The following is an 18065-nucleotide window of genomic DNA, read 5'->3' as shown; positions in this document are numbered from 1 at the left end:
CTATGAGCTTGACGCAGTACCCGACCCGGTTGCCTTGCGGCAACCGGGTTCTTGATTTGTCCCGTACCCATGTCATGGGTATCCTCAATGTCACCCCAGACTCGTTCTCCGATGGTGGGCGCTTCAGCCAGCGCGATGCGGCCTTGCGCCATGCCGAGGAGATGGTTGCGGCCGGTGCGACCCTGATCGACGTGGGCGGGGAGTCTACCCGTCCTGGGGCTCGCGCCGTCTCGCCTATCGAGGAACTGGAGCGCGTGGCGCCAATTGTCGAGGCGATCAGCAGTCGGCTCGACGTGATCATCTCGGTCGATACCTCGACGCCCTCGGTCATGCGCGAGACGGCCCGCCTTGGTGCAGGGCTGATCAACGATGTGCGCGCCCTGGAGCGTGACGGCGCGCTCGATGCGGCGGCCGATACCGGCCTGCCGGTGTGCTTGATGCACATGCGTGGCGAGCCGGGCAACATGCAGGACAATCCGCAGTACGAGGATGTGACAGCCGATGTAACGCGCTATCTTGAGCAGCGTATGGCCGCCTGCGCGGCGGCCGGCATCGGGGCTGAGCGCATCATCCTCGATCCAGGGTTCGGCTTTGCCAAGACCCTTGAGCACAACCTGAGCCTTTTCAAACACATGGAAGCGCTCTATCGCCTGGGGCGCCCGCTGCTGGTGGGCGTTTCGCGCAAGAGCATGATCGGTCTCGCGCTGGACCGTCCGGTCGGTGAGCGGCTCTATGGCAGTCTGGCCCTGGCCGCCCTGGCCATGACCAAGGGCGCGAGCATCCTGCGGGTACATGACGTCGCCGAAACCGTCGATGTCGTGCGCATGATCGCCGCGGTCCAGAGCGCCGAATAAGAACATTGGAGTCACTATGAGCAGAAAATACTTTGGTACCGATGGTATCCGCGGTCGCGTCGGCCAATTCCCCATCACCCCTGATTTCATGCTGAAACTCGGCTGGGCCGCCGGCATGGCCTTCCGCAAGCAGGGCAACTGCCGGGTACTGGTGGGCAAGGACACGCGGATCTCCGGCTACATGTTCGAATCCGCGCTCGAGGCGGGCCTGTCCGCCGCCGGTGCCGATGTGATGCTGCTCGGCCCGATGCCGACGCCGGCCATCGCCTACCTGACTCGCACTTTTCACGCCGAAGCCGGCATCGTCATCAGTGCTTCGCACAACCCCCATGACGACAACGGTATCAAGTTCTTCTCCGGTGCCGGCACCAAGTTGCCGGACGAAGTCGAACTGATGATCGAGGAGTTGCTCGACCAGCCGATGAATGTCGTCGAGTCCGGCAAGCTGGGCAAGGTCTCGCGCATCAACGACGCGGCGGGGCGCTACATCGAGTTCTGCAAGAGCAGCGTGCCCAGCAGCACCAGCTTCGAAGGCTTGAAGATCGTCGTGGACTGCGCCCATGGCGCCACCTACAAGGTCGCGCCGAGCGTGTTCCGTGAGCTGGGGGCTGACGTCACCGTGCTGCACGCCGCCCCGGATGGCCTGAACATCAACGAGAACTGCGGTTCGACCCATATCGAGTCGCTGCAGGCGGCGGTCCTGGTTGGTCATGCGGATATCGGCATCGCCTTCGATGGCGACGGCGACCGCGTGCTGATGGTCGATCACACCGGCGCCATCGTCGACGGTGACGAACTGCTGTTCATCATCGGTCGCGACATGCAGGAGCGCGGCAAGCTTCAAGGCGGCGTGGTCGGTACCCTGATGAGCAACCTGGGCCTGGAGCTGGCGTTCAAGGAACTGGACATCCCGTTCGTGCGGGCCAAGGTGGGCGACCGCTACGTCATGGCCGAACTGCTCGAGCGCGAGTGGCTGCTGGGTGGCGAAAACTCCGGTCATGTCGTCTGTGGCAGCCACACCACCACCGGTGATGCGATCATCGCCGCGCTGCAGGTGCTGATGGCGCTCAAGCGCCGTGGCGAAAACCTTGCCCAGGCCCGACAGGCCGTGCGCAAGTGCCCGCAGGTGCTGATCAACGTGCGCTTCGCGGCGGGCAAGAACGACCCGCTGGAAAACCCCCTGATCAAGGAAGCCAGTGCCAAGGCCACCGAGGCCATGGCCGGTCGTGGGCGGGTGCTGCTGCGCAAGTCCGGTACCGAACCGCTGGTGCGGGTGATGGTCGAGGGCGACGATGAAAACCAGGTACGTGGCCATGCCGAGGCCCTGGCCAAGCTGGTCGAAGAAGTTTGTGCCTGAAATAGGCTTGCCAGCGCAGATCGGGTTGGGTAAGATCTGCGCCCACTTTGACCGACGAGGTAAAGCATGCGTCGCCCCATGGTAGCTGGTAACTGGAAGATGCACGGTACCCGCGCCAGCGTCGTAGAGCTGACCCAGGGCTTGGGCAAGTTGTCCCTGCCGAGCGGAGTGGAAGTCGCGGTGTTTCCGCCATCCCTGTTCATCAATCAAGTGATTGATGGCTTGGAGGGAAAAGGAATCAACGTAGGCGCACAGAATTCTGCGGTACAATCTGAGCAAGGCGCGCTGACCGGCGAAGTTGCACCGAGTCAGTTGGCTGAAGTCGGTTGCAAATATGTATTGATTGGGCATTCCGAGCGTCGCCAGATTATTGGTGAAAGCGATGAAGTGCTGAATCAGAAGTTTGCAGCCGCTCAGAAAAGTGGTTTGACGCCAGTGCTGTGTATAGGGGAAACTATTGCAGAGCGCGAGGCAGGTGAGACGCTTGAAGTTGTAGGGCGTCAACTAAGCAGTGTTATCGACGTGTTCGGTATCAAGGCTTTCGCCAATGCAGTTATTGCCTATGAGCCTGTTTGGGCCATTGGTACTGGTTTGACGGCCTCGCCACAGCAAGCCCAGGATGTGCATGCAGCCATCCGCAAGCAGTTGGCGGCGAAGGACGCCGAAGTTGCAGAAAACGTGCAACTTCTCTACGGCGGCAGCGTGAAGGCGGCCAATGCGGCTGAACTGTTCGGCATGCCGGATATCGATGGGGGGCTCATTGGTGGAGCGTCCCTGAACGCAGACGAATTCGGTGCAATTTGTCGCGCCGCAGGAAACTGAACAAATGCTGGAAACAGTCGTAGTTGTTTTTCATCTGTTGGCAGCGTTGGCACTGGTTGTAATGGTGCTGCTGCAACAGGGTAAAGGTGCGGAAGCAGGTGCATCTTTCGGCGCAGGTGCTTCAAATACTGTGTTCGGAAGCCAAGGTTCCGCTACCTTTTTGAGTAAAGTTACTGCTATACTTGCTGCCACTTTCTTTTTGACTGCACTTGGGTTAGGATATTTCGCCAAGCAGCAGGCTCACCAGCTGACTCAAGCTGGTCTGCCAGATCCAGCAGTGCTGGAAGTCAAAGAGCCAAAGCCGGCAGTCAATGATGATGTACCGGTGCTCCAGCAGCAGAAGAGCGAAACCACCAACTCTGGTGACGTGCCTCCTCCAGCCAAAGAGCAGCAGTAACGGGTTTCAAGAAGTAGTATTGCCGAGGTGGTGGAATTGGTAGACACGCAACCTTGAGGTGGTTGTGCCCATAGGGTGTAGGGGTTCGAGTCCCCTTCTCGGTACCAATTGAAGCATGAGAGCCCGCTTTAGCGGGCTTTCTTGCAGGTGGAGGTCGGATTGACCCGGCAAAGGGTTCAGTCTTATACTTTCGCCCCAGCTTTGTCGCGGGGTGGAGCAGCTTGGTAGCTCGTCGGGCTCATAACCCGAAGGTCGTTGGTTCAAATCCAGCCCCCGCAACCAGCTTCAGCAGAGCCCCTTTTCAGGGGCTTTTTGCTAGCCGAACAGTTTTCGGCGCCGTTGTCCAACGGCGCTTTCAGGGATGGGCGCTTCGCCCATTTTTTATTTGCACAGCATGCACGAGGGGGTTCAGGTGTCGAGCAAGCTAGAACAGTTGCAGGCCTTGTTGGCCCCGGTTGTCGAGGGCCTGGGCTACCAATGCTGGGGGATCGAATACGTCTCCCAAGGCAAGCATTCGGTACTGCGTATCTACATCGACAAAGAAGACGGGATCCTGGTGGACGACTGCGAAGCCGTCAGCCGTCAGGCCAGCGCCATTCTCGATGTGGAAGATCCGATCAGCTCTGAATATACCCTCGAGGTGTCCTCTCCAGGCATGGACCGCCCGCTGTTCACTCTGGAACAGTTTGCTGCGCATGCCGGCGAGCAGGTGAAGATCAAGCTGCGTACGCCCTTCGAGGGCCGTCGTAACTTCCAGGGCCTTCTCCGCGGTGTGGAGGAGCAGGATGTGGTGGTCCAGGTGGACCAGCACGAGTTCCTGTTGCCGATCGACTCGATCGACAAGGCCAATATTATTCCCAGTTTTGACTGAGACGTGCCGGACCCGGCGAAACACCCGGGGCCAATGGCTTGCGCAAGGCGAGGCGTACGATGAGCAAAGAAGTACTGCTGGTTGTTGAATCGGTATCCAACGAAAAGGGTGTACCGCCCGGCGTCATTTTCGAGGCGCTGGAAGTGGCCCTGGCCACTGCAACCAAGAAACGTTTTGAGGACGAAGTCGACCTGCGTGTGGAAATCAACCGCCACACCGGTAGCTACGAGACCTTCCGCCGCTGGACCGTGGTCGACGAGAACGACCTGGACGATCCGGCGATCGAGACCTGGCTGGAAAAGATCCAGGACACGCACCCGGACGCCAAGATCGGTGACGTGATCGAAGAGAAGATCGAGTCGATCGAGTTCGGCCGCATCGCCGCCCAGACCGCCAAGCAGGTCATCGTGCAGAAGGTCCGCGAGGCCGAGCGCGCCCAGGTGGTCGACGCTTACCGCGAGCGCGTGGGCGAGATCATCTCCGGTACCGTGAAGAAGGTCACCCGCGACAACGTCATCGTCGACCTGGGCAACAACGCCGAGGCGCTGCTGGCCCGCGAAGACATCATTCCCCGTGAGACCTTCCGTGTCGGCGTGCGCCTGCGTGCGTTGCTCAAGGAAATCCGCACCGAGAACCGTGGTCCTCAGCTGATCCTGTCGCGCACTGCGCCGCAGATGCTGATCGAGCTGTTCCGCATCGAAGTGCCGGAAATCGCCGAAGGCCTCATCGAAGTCATGGCCGCCTCCCGTGATCCGGGATCGCGCGCCAAGATCGCCGTCCGCTCCAAGGACAAGCGCATCGACCCGCAAGGCGCCTGCATCGGCATGCGTGGTTCGCGTGTCCAGGCCGTATCCGGCGAGCTGGGTGGCGAGCGTGTGGATATCGTCCTGTGGGACGAGAACCCGGCGCAGTTCGTCATCAACGCCATGTCGCCAGCAGAGGTTGCTGCGATCATCGTTGACGAGGACGCCCATGCGATGGATATCGCCGTGGCCGAGGACAACCTGGCTCAGGCCATCGGACGTGGCGGCCAGAACGTCCGTCTGGCGAGCCAGCTGACTGCATGGACCCTGAACGTGATGACCGAGAAGGACATCCAGGCCAAGCAACAGGCTGAGACAGGCGACATCCTGCGTAACTTCATTGAGGAACTGGAAGTCGACGAAGAGCTGGCACAGGTGCTGGTCGACGAAGGCTTCACCAGCCTCGAAGAAATTGCCTACGTACCGTTGGAAGAAATGCTCAACATCGATGGCTTTGACGAAGATATCGTCAATGAGCTGCGCGCTCGTGCCAAGGACCGTTTGTTGACCAAAGCCATCGCTACCGAAGAAAAACTGGCAGACGCCCATCCGGCCGACGACCTGCTCTCCCTTGAGGGCATGGACAAGGACCTGGCGGCGGAACTGGCGGTGCGCGGCGTGGTTAACCGCGAAGACCTGGCCGAGCAGTCGATTGACGACCTGCTCGACATCGACGGCATCGACGAAGAGCGTGCCGGCAAGTTGATCATGGCCGCCCGAGCCCACTGGTTCGAGTAATTAGGCGCGGCCTGAGGAGAGAAGTGCATGACGCAAGTCACGGTGAAAGAACTGGCCCAAGAGGTCGAGGCACCGGTAGAGCGCCTGCTGCAGCAGATGCGTGAGGCAGGTCTGCCGCACACCGACGCCGGTCAGGTAGTGACCGACAATGAGAAGCAGACCCTGCTGACTCATTTGAAGAGCAGCCACAAGAGCAAGGCGGAAGAGCCGCGCAAGATCACCTTGCAGCGCAAGACCACCAGCACTCTGCGTGTCGCCGGTAGCAAGAGCATCAGCGTAGAAGTACGCAAGAAGAAAGTATTCGTGCAGCGCAGCCCGGAGGAAATCCAGGCTGAGCAGAAGCGTGAGCAGGAAGAGCGCCGCGCCGCCGAAAACGCCGCGCGCGAAAAGGTTGAAGCCGAAGTGCGCCAGCGCAACGAGGAGCAGGCCCGCCGTCAGGCTGCCGAGGCCCCGGCCGCTGCACCAGTGGCCAAGGCCGAGCCTGCACCTGTTGCAGCCCCGGTAATGGCCAACGCGCCGGTGTCCGAAGACGCCGCCGCTCGTGCCGCCGAGCGCAAGAAGGACGAGAGCCGTCGTAACGAAAGCCGTACCCGCGATGACGATCGTCGCGGTGGTGGCCCGGCTGCGGCCGGTCGTGGCGAAGCGCCGCGCATGTCGGTCAAGGTCAAGGTCAAGGAGAAGGAAAAGGCTCCGACTCCACGTGCAGCGCCACGCACCACCGACGAAGAGAGCGATGGTTTCCGTCGTGGTCGCGGCGGCAAGGGCAAAGGCAAGAAGCGCAACCAGCACGGCTTCCAGAACCCGACCGGTCCAGTCATTCGTGACGTGACCATCGGCGAGACCATCACCGTCTCGGAACTGGCGCAACAGATGTCGGTCAAGGCCGCTGAAGTCGTCAAGTTCATGTTCAAGCTGGGTACTCCGGTCACCATCAACCAGGTGCTCGATCAGGAGACCGCTCAGCTGGTCGCCGAAGAGCTGGGCCACAAGGTCACTCTGGTCAGCGACACGGCCCTGGAAGATTCCCTGGCCGAATCGCTGAAGTTCGAAGGCGAGACCACATCGCGTGCGCCGGTCGTGACCGTCATGGGTCACGTTGACCACGGTAAGACCTCGCTGCTCGACTATATCCGTCGTGCCAAGGTTGCCGCCGGCGAAGCCGGTGGTATTACCCAGCACATCGGTGCCTACCACGTCGAAACCGACCGTGGCATGGTCACCTTCCTCGACACCCCGGGCCACGCTGCGTTTACCCAGATGCGTGCACGTGGTGCCAAGGCGACCGACATCGTCATCCTGGTGGTGGCGGCGGACGACGGCGTGATGCCGCAGACCCGCGAAGCCGTGCAGCACGCGAAAGCGGCTGGCGTTCCGCTGGTTGTCGCCGTGAACAAGATCGACAAGCCGGGTGCCGACCTCGATCGCATCCGTAACGAGCTGTCGGTCGAAGGCGTGACCTCCGAGGACTGGGGTGGTGACACGCCGTTCGTCAAGGTTTCGGCGAAGATGGGTACCGGCGTCGACGAACTGCTCGAAGCTGTCCTGCTGCAGGCCGAGATCCTCGAACTCAAGGCCACTCCGACCGCTCCTGGTCGTGGTGTCGTGGTCGAGTCGCGTCTGGACAAGGGCCGCGGCCCGGTGGCCACCATCCTGGTTCAGGACGGTACCCTGCGTCAGGGCGACATGGTCCTGGTCGGTTCCAACTATGGCCGCGTACGTGCCATGCTCGACGAGAACGGCAAGCCTGTGAAGGAAGCCGGCCCGTCGATCCCGGTCGAGATCCTTGGCCTGGACGGCACACCGGACGCAGGCGAAGAGATGTCGGTGGTTGCTGACGAGAAGAAAGCGCGTGAAGTTGCGCTGTTCCGTCAAGGCAAGTTCCGCGAGGTCAAGCTGGCCCGTGCTCACGCCGGCAAGCTGGAAAACATCTTCGAGACCATGGGTCAGGAAGAGAAGAAGACCCTCAACATCGTCCTCAAGACCGATGTGCGTGGTTCCCTCGAAGCGCTGCAGGGTTCGCTCGGCAGCCTGGGCAATGACGAAGTTCAGGTACGCGTCATTGGTGGCGGCGTCGGTGGTATCACCGAGAGCGACGCCAACCTGGCACTGGCCTCGAACGCGGTGCTGTTCGGCTTCAACGTGCGTGCCGATGCCGGTGCGCGCAAGATCGTCGAGCAGGAAGGTCTGGATATGCGTTACTACAACGTGATCTACGACATCATCGAAGACGTCAAGAAGGCCCTGACCGGCATGCTCGGCAGCGATGTTCGCGAGAACATCCTGGGTGTGGCCGAAGTGCGTGACGTGTTCCGTTCGCCGAAGTTCGGCGCCATCGCCGGCTGTATGGTCATCGAGGGTACCGTGTACCGCAACCGTCCGATCCGCGTACTGCGCGATGACGTGGTGATCTTCGAAGGCGAGCTGGAATCGCTGCGTCGCTTCAAGGACGACGCCTCCGAAGTGCGTAACGGCATGGAGTGTGGTATTGGCGTCAAGAGCTACAACGACGTCAAGGTCGGCGACAAGATCGAAGTCTTCGAGAAAGTCCAGGTGGCTCGCACCCTGTAAGGGCCGAGCCGGGTGCAGGCCCCGTCGCAAGGCGGCTGGCGGCGCCTCTGAAGGTAGCGCCCGGTCAGGCTTAAGCCTGACCGGGCGTTTGCCGCTTTACGTTACAGGTAGCAAGAATGGCAAAAGAATACAGCCGTACCCAACGTATCGGCGATCAGATGCAGCGTGAGCTGGCAGAACTGATCCGCCGTGAAGTCAAAGACCCGCGTGTCGGTCTGGTGACCATCACCGCTGTCGACGTCAGCCGTGACCTGGGTCATGCGAAGGTTTTCATCACCGTCATGGGCGAAGAAACGCCCGACGCAGTGAAGCAGTCGCTCAAGGCGCTGAACAGCGCCGCCAGCTTCCTGCGCCTGCACTTGGGGCGCTCGATGCAACTGCGCAGCGTGCCACAGTTACACTTCCACTTCGATGAAAGCGTCAGTCGTGGTGTCCACCTGTCTGCGCTGATCGAGCGTGCGGTGGCCGAAGACCGCCTGCACAAGGATGCCGACGAGCTGGACGCCAAGGAGTAAACGGTGGCCCAGGTCAAACGTATCCGCCGCAATGTCAGCGGCATCATCCTGCTCGACAAGCCGTTGGGATTCACCTCCAACGCCGCCCTGCAGAAGGTTCGTTGGTTGCTCAACGCGGAAAAGGCCGGCCACACCGGCAGCCTCGATCCGCTGGCAACCGGCGTGCTGCCACTGTGCTTTGGTGAGGCGACCAAGTTCTCCCAGTACCTGCTCGATTCCGACAAGGGCTACGAGACGGTCATGCAGCTAGGGCAGACCACCACCACCGCGGACGCCGAAGGCGAGGTCCTGCAGACCCGCGAAGTAACCGTTGGTCGCGCCGACATCGAGGCCGTGATTCCGCGTTTCAAGGGTGAAATCCTTCAGGTGCCGCCGATGTACTCGGCCCTCAAGCGCGATGGCCAGCCGCTCTACAAGCTGGCACGTGCAGGAGAGGTAGTGGAGCGCGAGGCGCGTTCTGTTACTATTGGCCGCTTGGAGTTGCTCGAGTGCGAAGGCACCCGTGCGCGCCTGTCGGTTGGATGCAGCAAAGGCACCTATATCCGCACCCTGGTGGAGGATATCGGTGAGGCGCTGGGCTGTGGTGCCTATGTCGCCGAACTGCGCCGTACGCAGGCGGGCCCCTTCGAGCTGGCACAAACGGTGACGCTCGAGGAACTCGAGCAAGCCCATGCCGAAGGCGGCAACGAAGCGCTTGATCGCTTCCTCATGCCTTCGGACAGCGGGCTGCAGGACTGGCCACTGGTGCTGCTGTCCGAGCACAGCGCGTTCTACTGGCTGCATGGCCAGGCGGTACGTGCGCCGGACGCGCCGCAGTTTGGCATGGTTCGGGTACAGGATCACAATGGTCGCTTCATCGGTATCGGTGAAGTGAGCGAAGACGGGCGCATCGCGCCGCGTCGGCTGATTCGGTCGGAATGACCGGAACCACGGGCAGAGGCTTCGGCTGAAACCGGTGGATACGAGGGTGGCTGTTATTAGGCACGGTCACACCTCTTCTTTTTAATACGGGGACTTGTCCCTGGCCTATTGGAGACCGTTCGCGGGATCCGTTTATCAGGAGAAGCCAAATGGCCCTCAGCGTCGAAGAAAAAGCTCAGATCGTTGCCGAATACCAGCAAGCCGCCGGCGATACCGGTAGCCCGGAAGTGCAGGTTGCTCTGCTGACCGCCAACATCAACAAGCTGCAAGGCCACTTCAAGGCCAACGATAAAGACCACCACTCCCGTCGTGGTCTGATCCGTATGGTCAACCAGCGTCGTAAGCTGCTGGACTACCTGAAGGGCAAAGACACCACCCGTTACAGCGCCCTGATCGGTCGCCTGGGTCTGCGTCGCTAATAGCGGCCTGGCCAGTGGTGTTGCATGGCGTGTCGCATGCATCGGCAGGGTTGCCCGGCAACCCTGGCGTTGGACACGCCACGCGATCTGCGAGGTTGGCAGCCTGGTCCGTCGTGCGGTTCATCCGCCCGGCGCCAGGCTCCCAGCCTCGTGTTGTATCTGGACGGTCAATGGGGCCGATTCCCCGTTCTGCCCAAGAATTCGCAAGAACCAGTTCCCCCAAGAGCCACTGAAGAAGGTAGGAAACCGTGAACCCGGTAATCAAGAAATTCCAGTTCGGTCAATCGACCGTAACCCTCGAAACGGGCCGCATTGCCCGTCAGGCCACCGGCGCCGTGCTGGTCACCGTCGACAACGATGTCACCGTACTGGTGACCGTGGTCGGTGCCAAGCAGGCTGATCCGGGCAAGGGCTTCTTCCCGCTGTCCGTGCACTACCAGGAAAAGACCTACGCCGCCGGCAAGATCCCAGGTGGTTTCTTCAAGCGTGAAGGCCGTCCTTCCGAGAAGGAAACCCTGACCTCGCGCCTGATCGACCGTCCGATCCGCCCGCTGTTCCCTGAAGGCTTCATGAACGAAGTCCAGGTCGTCTGCACCGTGGTTTCCACCAGCAAGAAGACCGATCCGGACATCGCCGCGATGATCGGTACCTCGGCTGCCCTGGCCATCTCCGGCATTCCGTTCGAAGGCCCGATCGGCGCCGCCCGTGTCGCCTTCCACGAAAGCACCGGCTACCTGCTGAACCCGACCTACGAGCAACTGGCTGCCTCGAGCCTGGACATGGTCGTTGCCGGTACCGAGTCCGCCGTGCTGATGGTCGAATCCGAAGCCCAGGAGCTGACCGAAGACCAGATGCTGGGCGCCGTGCTGTTCGCCCACGACGAATTCCAGGCCGTGATCAAGGCGGTCAAAGAGCTGGCTGCCGAAGCTGCCAAGCCAACCTGGGACTGGAAACCTGCCGTTGCCAACACTGAGCTGTTCAACGCCATCCGTGCTGAATTCGGCGAAGCCGTTTCCCAGGGCTACACCATCACCGTCAAGGCCGACCGCTACGCGCGCCTGGGCGAGCTGCGTGATCAAGCCATTGCCAAGTTCTCCGGCGAAGAAGGCCAACCGTCGGCCGGCGAAGTCAAAGAGATCTTCGGCGAAATCGAATACCGCACCGTTCGCGAAAACATCGTCAACGGCAAGCCGCGTATCGACGGTCGCGACACTAAGACCGTGCGTCCGCTGAACATCGAAGTTGGCGTTCTGCCGAAGACCCACGGTTCGGCGCTGTTCACCCGCGGCGAAACCCAGGCCCTGGTCGTCGCGACCCTGGGTACTGCCCGTGACGCCCAGTTGCTGGACACCCTCGAAGGCGAGAAGAAAGACCCCTTCATGCTGCACTACAACTTCCCGCCGTTCTCGGTGGGCGAGTGTGGCCGCATGGGCGGTGCCGGTCGTCGCGAAATCGGCCACGGCCGTCTGGCCCGTCGTTCGGTCCAGGCCATGCTGCCGGCCGCCGACGTGTTCCCGTACACCATCCGCGTGGTGTCGGAAATCACCGAGTCCAACGGTTCCAGCTCCATGGCTTCGGTCTGCGGCGCCTCGCTGGCCCTGATGGACGCCGGCGTGCCGATGAAAGCACCGGTTGCCGGTATCGCCATGGGCCTGGTCAAGGAAGGTGACAAGTTCGCCGTCCTGACCGATATCCTGGGTGACGAAGACCACCTGGGCGACATGGACTTCAAGGTAGCGGGTACCGCCAAAGGCGTCACCGCGCTGCAGATGGACATCAAGATCAACGGCATCACCGAAGAGATCATGGAAATCGCCCTGGGCCAGGCCCTGGAAGCGCGCCTGAACATCCTCGGCCAGATGAACCAGATCATCGGCGAGTCGCGTACCGAGCTGTCGGCCAACGCCCCGACCATGATCGCGATGAAGATCGATACCGACAAGATCCGTGACGTCATCGGCAAGGGCGGCGCCACCATCCGCGCCATCTGCGAAGAGACCAAGGCTTCGATCGATATCGAAGACGATGGCTCGATCAAGATCTTTGGCGAGACCAAGGAAGCCGCGGACGCTGCCAAGCAGCGCATCCTGGGCATCACCGCCGAGGCCGAGATCGGCAAGATCTACGTCGGCAAGGTCGAGCGCATTGTCGACTTCGGCGCCTTCGTCAACATTCTGCCGGGCAAGGACGGCCTGGTGCACATCTCCATGCTGAGCGATGCTCGCGTCGAGAAAGTCACCGACGTGCTGAAGGAAGGCCAGGAAGTCGAAGTGCTGGTACTGGACGTGGACAACCGCGGCCGTATCAAGCTGTCGATCAAGGACGTTGCCGCTGCCAAGGCATCGGGCGTCTAAGCCTTCCCAGGCTGAAAGGAAGGACCCTTCGGGGTCCTTTTTTTATGCCTGCGGCTTTGTCTTGTGGACTTGCATCTTGCATGCAGGATTTTGCCCGGGCTTGCAAAATGCACGACCAGCTATCTATTGGTTAATTGTTAACTTATTGATTTAAAAGATAAAAAATAAAATCAAAAAGCTGGCACACGCCCTGCAACATCACTTCTACCTGACGCCAGGAACCACGGCGCAGACCTTTCGAAAAAACAGGAGTGACCCACATGAAGAAGTTCGCCATTGCTGCCGCTACTGCCACCGCTCTGACCCTGACCATGGCTAACGCGGCGTTCGCTGCCCAGTCCACCCAGGCCCCGATGACGCTGGCGGCCGGTGAGGTGACCAAAGCCAAGGAAGCTACTTCCGACACCTGGATCACCACCAAGGTGAAGGCCGACTTGATGACCGAGAAAGGCGTGCCAGGCAGCGACATCAAGGTCGAAACCAACAAAGGCGTAGTGTCCCTGTCCTCGGACGTGGCCATTACCGATGCGCAGAAGGAGATGGCGGTTGCCATCGCCAAAAAGATCAAGGGCGTGCAGGCCGTGTCTGCTGATGGCCTGAAGTCCGAATAAGGAATGTCCCGTCGGCCAAAAGGATTTGGCCACCCCTTCAAGCAAAAGCCCCGGCATTAGCCGGGGCTTTTGCTTGCGCTCATGCAGGCGCGCTTCAGTTCACCGGATTGCGTGCGATCACATCGCTCTCGAAGCACACCTGCTCCACGATCAACGGTTCCACCAGCGGCCTGCTGTCCCGGAAATGCGCGGTCTGGGTATGGGTCTCATACGCAGCGTCGTCCTGGTAGATCTCGTACAGGTAGATCACATCTGGATTTTCCCGATCCTGGGCCACATCGAACACCAGGCAGCCCGGTTCGGTAGCCACCGAAGCGGCGGCGTTGGCCTTGATTGCAGTGAGGAAGGCCTCGGCAGTTCCGGGTTTCACGCGGGTCTTGATAAACAGACAGTACACAGGAATCTCCTTTTGTTTTAAATTCTTTTTTGAATTGTATACAAAAATAGGAGCCGCGATCATGTCCCAACTACCTGTGCGACCAGGCCGCCTGAATGGCCTGCGTCATATCGCCTTGCTGGTCCCCAATCTGGAGGAATGCGAGCGCTTCTACGTGGATGTTCTAGGCATGGAGGTGCTGAACCGCGCCAATGAAGACCTGGTCTACCTGACCTGTGGCAACGACAACTTGTCACTGGGGCGCGGAGCAGGGGCGGCCAATGGGCTGCAGACACTGGACCACTATGGCTTCATCGTCGACAGCGTGGAGGAGCTGGAAGACTGGTACCAGTACTTCAAGGCCCATGGCGTGACGCTGCTGGATCGCCCGTTCAATCACGGCGATGGGGCGCGCAGCTTCCATTTGCTGGACCCGGCGGGGAACAAGGTGCAGCCGCTGTATCACCCGGCGGTGTCGGGGCAACGGCTGGCCTGATGGTATTGATCGCCAGCGCTACCCTCATCGCCGGCAAGCCGTCGATGAGGGCGATTGGGTCGAGATGGTTTACTCGGCATCCAGGTGCATCGGCGTCACCACGCGGCCATCGCTCTCGGCCTGGCCGAGGTTGGTGTCGATGAAGTACACCCGGTCATCTTCCAGCTGGCCCTTGTCCACGAGGTAGTCCTTGATGCTGCTGGCCCGCTCCTGGCCCAGGTTGCGCAGCAGCACGGTACTTTCCGCCCAGGACTTGATCACCGCCTCGCGCAGCTTGGCGCTACGCTCGTCACGGCTCAGGTCCTGCCATTCAGCCGGGGGCTGCTGTTTCAAGCGGGTACGGTAGATGCCTTCGAGCATTGCCGGCTTGTCGCTGTCGTCCACCACCAGCAGCGAGGCGTTGGCCGGTACCTTGTCGCCGCGGCGCTGGAGGATCTTGTACCAGGTGGCCTGGTACTCGCGCTCCAGGCGCTGCTGGGCGATCAGCGGGCCGTCGCTGCTCTGGGCGGCGGTGCCTTCGATCTCCAGGCGCAGTTCGGGGCGTGCCTTGAGGGCTGAGGCGAGCTTGTCGAGGGAGGCCTGCACATCAGGGGTCAGGTCGCTGGAGCCCGCCGCGAAAGAGACGTTGCCCAGGTCTTGCGCGCCGCCGCCGGAGACCAGCCCGCCGAGCAGCTTGAACGGCGCCTGTGCCGCGCGCAGCACCAGGTTGCGCAGGGTCTGCCAGACGATCGGCATCACGCTGAATTGCGGGTTGTTGAGGTCGCCCGACACGGGCAGCTCGATGGAGATCCTGCCTTCGGTGTCCTTGAGCAGCGCCACCGCCAGGCGGATCGGCAGGTCCACGGCGTCCGGGCTGTCGACTTTCTCGCCCAGTTGCAATTGCTCGATCACTACCTTGTTCTCGGCCTTGAGCTGACCGTTGGTGATCAGGTAGTGCAGGTCCAGGTTCAGCCGGCCCTTGCGGATGCGCATGCCCGCGAACTTGCCTGAATAGGGGGTGAGGGTGGTCAGCTCGACACGCTTGAAGCTGGTGGCGATGTCCAGGCTGGCCAGCGGGTTGAACGGGTTGAGCGCGCCCTTGATGGTGACCGGCGCGTAGCGGTCCACCTTGCCCTTGATGTCCACTTTGGCCGGCAGCGGCTTGCGGTTGTCGATGGTGCCGATCTGGCCATTGAGCTGCTGCACGGCGGTGGCGAAGTTGGGTGTAAGGGTCAGGTCGGCGAAGTTGGCCGAACCGTCATTGATGCTGATCTGGCCGATACGAATGCCCAGTTCCTTGCCACCGCCGGACGCCGCCGACTTGCTCGGCGCCGCAGCCGGTTTGTCCGCGGGTTGCGGGATCAGCAGGTCGTCGACGTTGGTGGTACGGTCTTCGTTGATGATGAAGCGCGCATAGGGTTGCAGCAGAGTGACCTTGTCGATCGACAGGGCATCACCGTGCACGTAGGACAGGCCATCGACGTTGACCTGCTGCCATTTGACGAAGTCGCGGTTCTTGATGGTGTCCAGGGTGTGCAGCTGGTTGGCCTGGGCCTTGCCGGTGATGCTGAAGGCCAGTGGTTCGGTGCTCTTGAGGTCGACCTTGAGGTCGCTGGAGAGCATGCCGCTGCGCAGCTCCAGGCGGATGAACGGGCTGATGTAGGCCTGGGCGACCCGCAGGTCGATGTCGCGGGTGGCCACGTCGAGTTTCGCCGTGACCGGTGCCAGGTTGACCTGGCCGGCGGCCTGCAGCTTGCCCTGCTTGCCCACGCCGGTGTCGAGCTTGAGGGTGAAGGGTGACTGGTTGAGGCTGTCGAAGTTCTGCAGGTCGAGGTTGAGCGGGCCGACATCCAGGGCCACGGGCTCCTTCTGGCTACGGTCGGCCAGGTGGACCAGGTAGTTGCGCGCCTGCACATCCTTGAGCAGGACCTGCCAGGGCTTGCCCGGCTCCTTGGCGGCCTGCTCTTCAGGGGTCGGCTCGGCGGCGGCGGGCTCGGCCTTTTCCTTCGGCGTGGCCTTGGCGGGCTGGCTGGCGAACAGCTTCTGCCAGTCGAGCTGGCCGTCCTTCTCCAGGGCCGCCCAGGTCTCCAGCTTCTCGCTACGGATCTTGCCGACGGTGACCAGCTGTTTGGCCAGGTCGATGGAGGTCTCGCTGACTTCCAGGCTGGCCAGGCGTGCCAGCGGGCGACCGTCCGGGGCCTTTATGGCAAAGGGCGCGACCCGCACCGAGGTGTTGTCGAGCAGGAACTCGGTTTCCTTGGCGAGGTTGAGCTTGTAGTGGGTGTCGAGGCTGACCATGCCGTCTTCCAGCACCAGCGGCACGGCGTCACGCACATAAGGCCAGAACAGCTTCATCTTGCCGTCGGTGACCTTGAGGGTGCCTTCGGAGGCGATCGGCGTCAGGCTCAGGGTGCCGCTCCAGTCGATGCGCCCACCTGACGGGCCGTTGGCCACCAGGGTCATGTCGGCGTTGTCGTCGGGCAGGGTGCTGAGGTTCTTCAGTTCCAGGTTCATCGAGTCGTAGAGGAACTCGATCGGCTCGCTCGGGCGCAGGTCCTGGAAGTGCAGGTAGCCCTCGCTGAGCTTGATGCTGGCGATGCGCAGCGGGAACGGATCGCTGGGCGGCTCGTCCGGCTTGGGCTCGCTCGGCGGAATCTTGAACAGCTGGGTCAGGTTGAGGCTGCCGTCCTTGGCGAACAGCAGCTCGGTGCGCGGCTTGTCCAGTTCCACGGCGTCGAGGCGCAGGGCCTTGGTCCACAGGCTGTCGAGGGCGAGGTTGGCGTACAGGCGTTCGAAGCCGACCTGCTCCTTGCCGGGTTCGCCGATCTGCAGACCCCAGAGCGTCAGCTCAAGGCTGAACGGGTTGAGTTCGATGCGCTGCAGGTGTGCCGGCACCGTGGCGTATTGCGCCAACTGCTGGTTGGCAATGCGCAGGGCGACACCTGGAAGAATGAAAAAGCCGAGCAGGCCGTACAGGGCCACGAGGGCCAGCAGTGCGCCGATAGCGCGGGTCAATCCTTTGGGCATGTGTCGCATCGTCTGTATCAGGCTGGAGTGCTTGGAGTATGGCACGTTAAATCGGTTCCGATGAACGGAGCAAAATACCTCATTCGAGGCCCATGCGCCGCCGTGCTCGGTGCGCCGAACCGTCGCGCATGGCCCAGCGCAGTACCGGGGCGGTGTTGTCCAGGCCCAGGCGGATCATGCGCCGTTCGACCGCGCCCAGGTGCAGGCCGAGCATGGCGCAAGCCCACTCTGGCAGCAGGTCGATGCCGGCCTTGAGCATCAGCTTGCCCACCGGTTCTGCCATCCGGCTGGGCGCCGGGGCCTTGAGCAGGATGTCCACCACCTCCAGGCTGCGTGCGTCGCACTGCAGTTGCGGGCGCATGCGTTGCAGGTACTCGTCGACCTCGGCGCAGGAGCGTGGCACGTCACGTGCACCGAGGCGTTCGGCGATCAGTGCGATCTCGTCGTAGTAGGCGTCCTGTTCGGCACGCGGCAGGCGGGGGTTGCGATAGCGCAAGTGGGCGGCGAGGAAGCTGCTGACTTCGGCCACATGCACCCAGGTCAGCAGGTCTGGGGCGCTGGCCGCATAGGGGCGGCCGTCGGGCGCGGTGCCGGTAACCTTGAGGTGGATGGTGCGGACCTTGTCGATCAGCCACTCGGCGTCGCGGGTGGAGCCGAAGGTGGTGCCGGAGATGAACTGACTGGTGCGGCGCAGGCGTCCTAACAGGTCCTGACGGAAATTCGAATGATCCCACACCCCGGCCAATGCCAGCGGGTGCAGCAGTTGCAGCATCAACGCGCTGATCCCGCCCACCAGCATGCTGGGGAAGTCGCCATGTACCCGCCAGCTGATGCTCTGTGGGCCGAACAGGCCGGGATCGCCTTTGGGCGATTCCAGGTCGAGCTGGCCGAGGGCCAGCCCGGTGAGGCTCATTACCTGGGTTTCGATGCGACGGCGTAGGACTTCCATGGCGACCT

General features: G+C 61.8%; 16 protein-coding genes and 2 tRNA genes. 15 read left to right on the top strand and 3 right to left on the bottom strand.

The features are described 5' to 3' along the window. Positions 1 to 2 precede the first annotated feature (2 nt). The 14 genes from folP to AC25M7_RS18625 all read left to right on the top strand — a co-directional run bounded on the left by folP (position 3) and on the right by AC25M7_RS18625 (position 13230). Entirely contained in the window at positions 3 to 854 is an 852-nt protein-coding gene (gene folP, locus AC25M7_RS18690; RefSeq protein WP_069016465.1) for a dihydropteroate synthase, read from the top strand. Positions 855 to 870: 16 nt separating this feature from the next. Next, complete coding sequence (glmM, locus tag AC25M7_RS18685) at positions 871 to 2211, top strand: phosphoglucosamine mutase (protein ID WP_088851437.1); 1341 nt, start codon at positions 871 to 873, stop codon at positions 2209 to 2211. 66 nt (positions 2212 to 2277) lie between these two features. Continuing rightward, entirely contained in the window at positions 2278 to 3033 is a 756-nt protein-coding gene (gene tpiA, locus AC25M7_RS18680; protein WP_486971353.1) for a triose-phosphate isomerase, read from the top strand. 4 nt (positions 3034 to 3037) lie between these two features. Beyond that, entirely contained in the window at positions 3038 to 3430 is a 393-nt protein-coding gene (secG, locus tag AC25M7_RS18675; RefSeq protein ID WP_028691255.1) for a preprotein translocase subunit SecG, read from the top strand. 21 nt (positions 3431 to 3451) lie between these two features. Further along, positions 3452 to 3537, top strand: a tRNA-Leu gene (locus tag AC25M7_RS18670). A gap of 98 nt (positions 3538 to 3635) precedes the next feature. Then, positions 3636 to 3712 (top strand) — tRNA-Met (locus AC25M7_RS18665). Positions 3713 to 3842: 130 nt separating this feature from the next. Beyond that, positions 3843 to 4301, top strand: coding sequence for a ribosome maturation factor RimP (gene rimP, locus AC25M7_RS18660; RefSeq protein WP_036986186.1), 459 nt, complete (start codon positions 3843 to 3845; stop codon positions 4299 to 4301). Between the two features lie 59 nt (positions 4302 to 4360). Next, positions 4361 to 5842 (top strand): transcription termination factor NusA, encoded by a 1482-nt coding sequence (gene nusA, locus AC25M7_RS18655; protein WP_028691253.1) that lies wholly within the window; start codon positions 4361 to 4363, stop codon positions 5840 to 5842. A gap of 27 nt (positions 5843 to 5869) precedes the next feature. Beyond that, on the top strand, positions 5870 to 8410 hold the full coding sequence (gene infB, locus AC25M7_RS18650) for a translation initiation factor IF-2 (RefSeq protein WP_028691252.1): 2541 nt from the start codon (positions 5870 to 5872) through the stop codon (positions 8408 to 8410). Positions 8411 to 8526: 116 nt separating this feature from the next. Beyond that, positions 8527 to 8925 (top strand): 30S ribosome-binding factor RbfA, encoded by a 399-nt coding sequence (gene rbfA / locus AC25M7_RS18645; RefSeq protein WP_028691251.1) that lies wholly within the window; start codon positions 8527 to 8529, stop codon positions 8923 to 8925. A 3-nt stretch (positions 8926 to 8928) separates the two neighbouring features. Then, positions 8929 to 9846 carry a tRNA pseudouridine(55) synthase TruB gene (gene truB, locus AC25M7_RS18640; protein ID WP_062360905.1) on the top strand — a complete coding sequence of 306 codons (918 nt, stop codon included), beginning with the start codon at positions 8929 to 8931 and terminating at the stop codon, positions 9844 to 9846. A gap of 149 nt (positions 9847 to 9995) precedes the next feature. Beyond that, entirely contained in the window at positions 9996 to 10265 is a 270-nt protein-coding gene (gene rpsO, locus AC25M7_RS18635) for a 30S ribosomal protein S15 (RefSeq protein ID WP_003249971.1), read from the top strand. 248 nt (positions 10266 to 10513) lie between these two features. Next, complete coding sequence (pnp, locus tag AC25M7_RS18630; RefSeq protein ID WP_028691249.1) at positions 10514 to 12619, top strand: polyribonucleotide nucleotidyltransferase; 2106 nt, start codon at positions 10514 to 10516, stop codon at positions 12617 to 12619. A gap of 260 nt (positions 12620 to 12879) precedes the next feature. Next, positions 12880 to 13230, top strand: a complete 351-nt coding sequence (locus AC25M7_RS18625; RefSeq protein ID WP_028691248.1) for a BON domain-containing protein — start codon at positions 12880 to 12882, stop codon at positions 13228 to 13230. Between the two features lie 94 nt (positions 13231 to 13324). Here AC25M7_RS18625 and AC25M7_RS18620 read toward each other — a convergent pair whose 3' ends face one another. After that, complete coding sequence (locus tag AC25M7_RS18620; protein ID WP_028691247.1) at positions 13325 to 13627, bottom strand: heme-binding protein; 303 nt, start codon at positions 13625 to 13627, stop codon at positions 13325 to 13327. Between the two features lie 61 nt (positions 13628 to 13688). Here AC25M7_RS18620 and AC25M7_RS18615 point away from each other — a divergent pair, with 61 nt between their 5' ends. Beyond that, positions 13689 to 14102, top strand: coding sequence for a VOC family protein (locus AC25M7_RS18615; RefSeq protein ID WP_028691246.1), 414 nt, complete (start codon positions 13689 to 13691; stop codon positions 14100 to 14102). Positions 14103 to 14171: 69 nt separating this feature from the next. Here AC25M7_RS18615 and AC25M7_RS18610 read toward each other — a convergent pair whose 3' ends face one another. Further along, a complete protein-coding gene (locus AC25M7_RS18610; RefSeq protein WP_186596638.1) occupies positions 14172 to 17108 on the bottom strand; it encodes a DUF748 domain-containing protein in 2937 nt (978 codons plus the stop codon). Between the two features lie 79 nt (positions 17109 to 17187). Beyond that, positions 17188 to 18057, bottom strand: coding sequence for an oxygenase MpaB family protein (locus AC25M7_RS18605; protein ID WP_028691244.1), 870 nt, complete (start codon positions 18055 to 18057; stop codon positions 17188 to 17190). Positions 18058 to 18065: the final 8 nt, after the last annotated feature.

This window comes from Pseudomonas sp. P106(2024), assembly GCF_057480815.1.
This window is presented reverse-complemented; position numbering and strand designations above follow the sequence as displayed.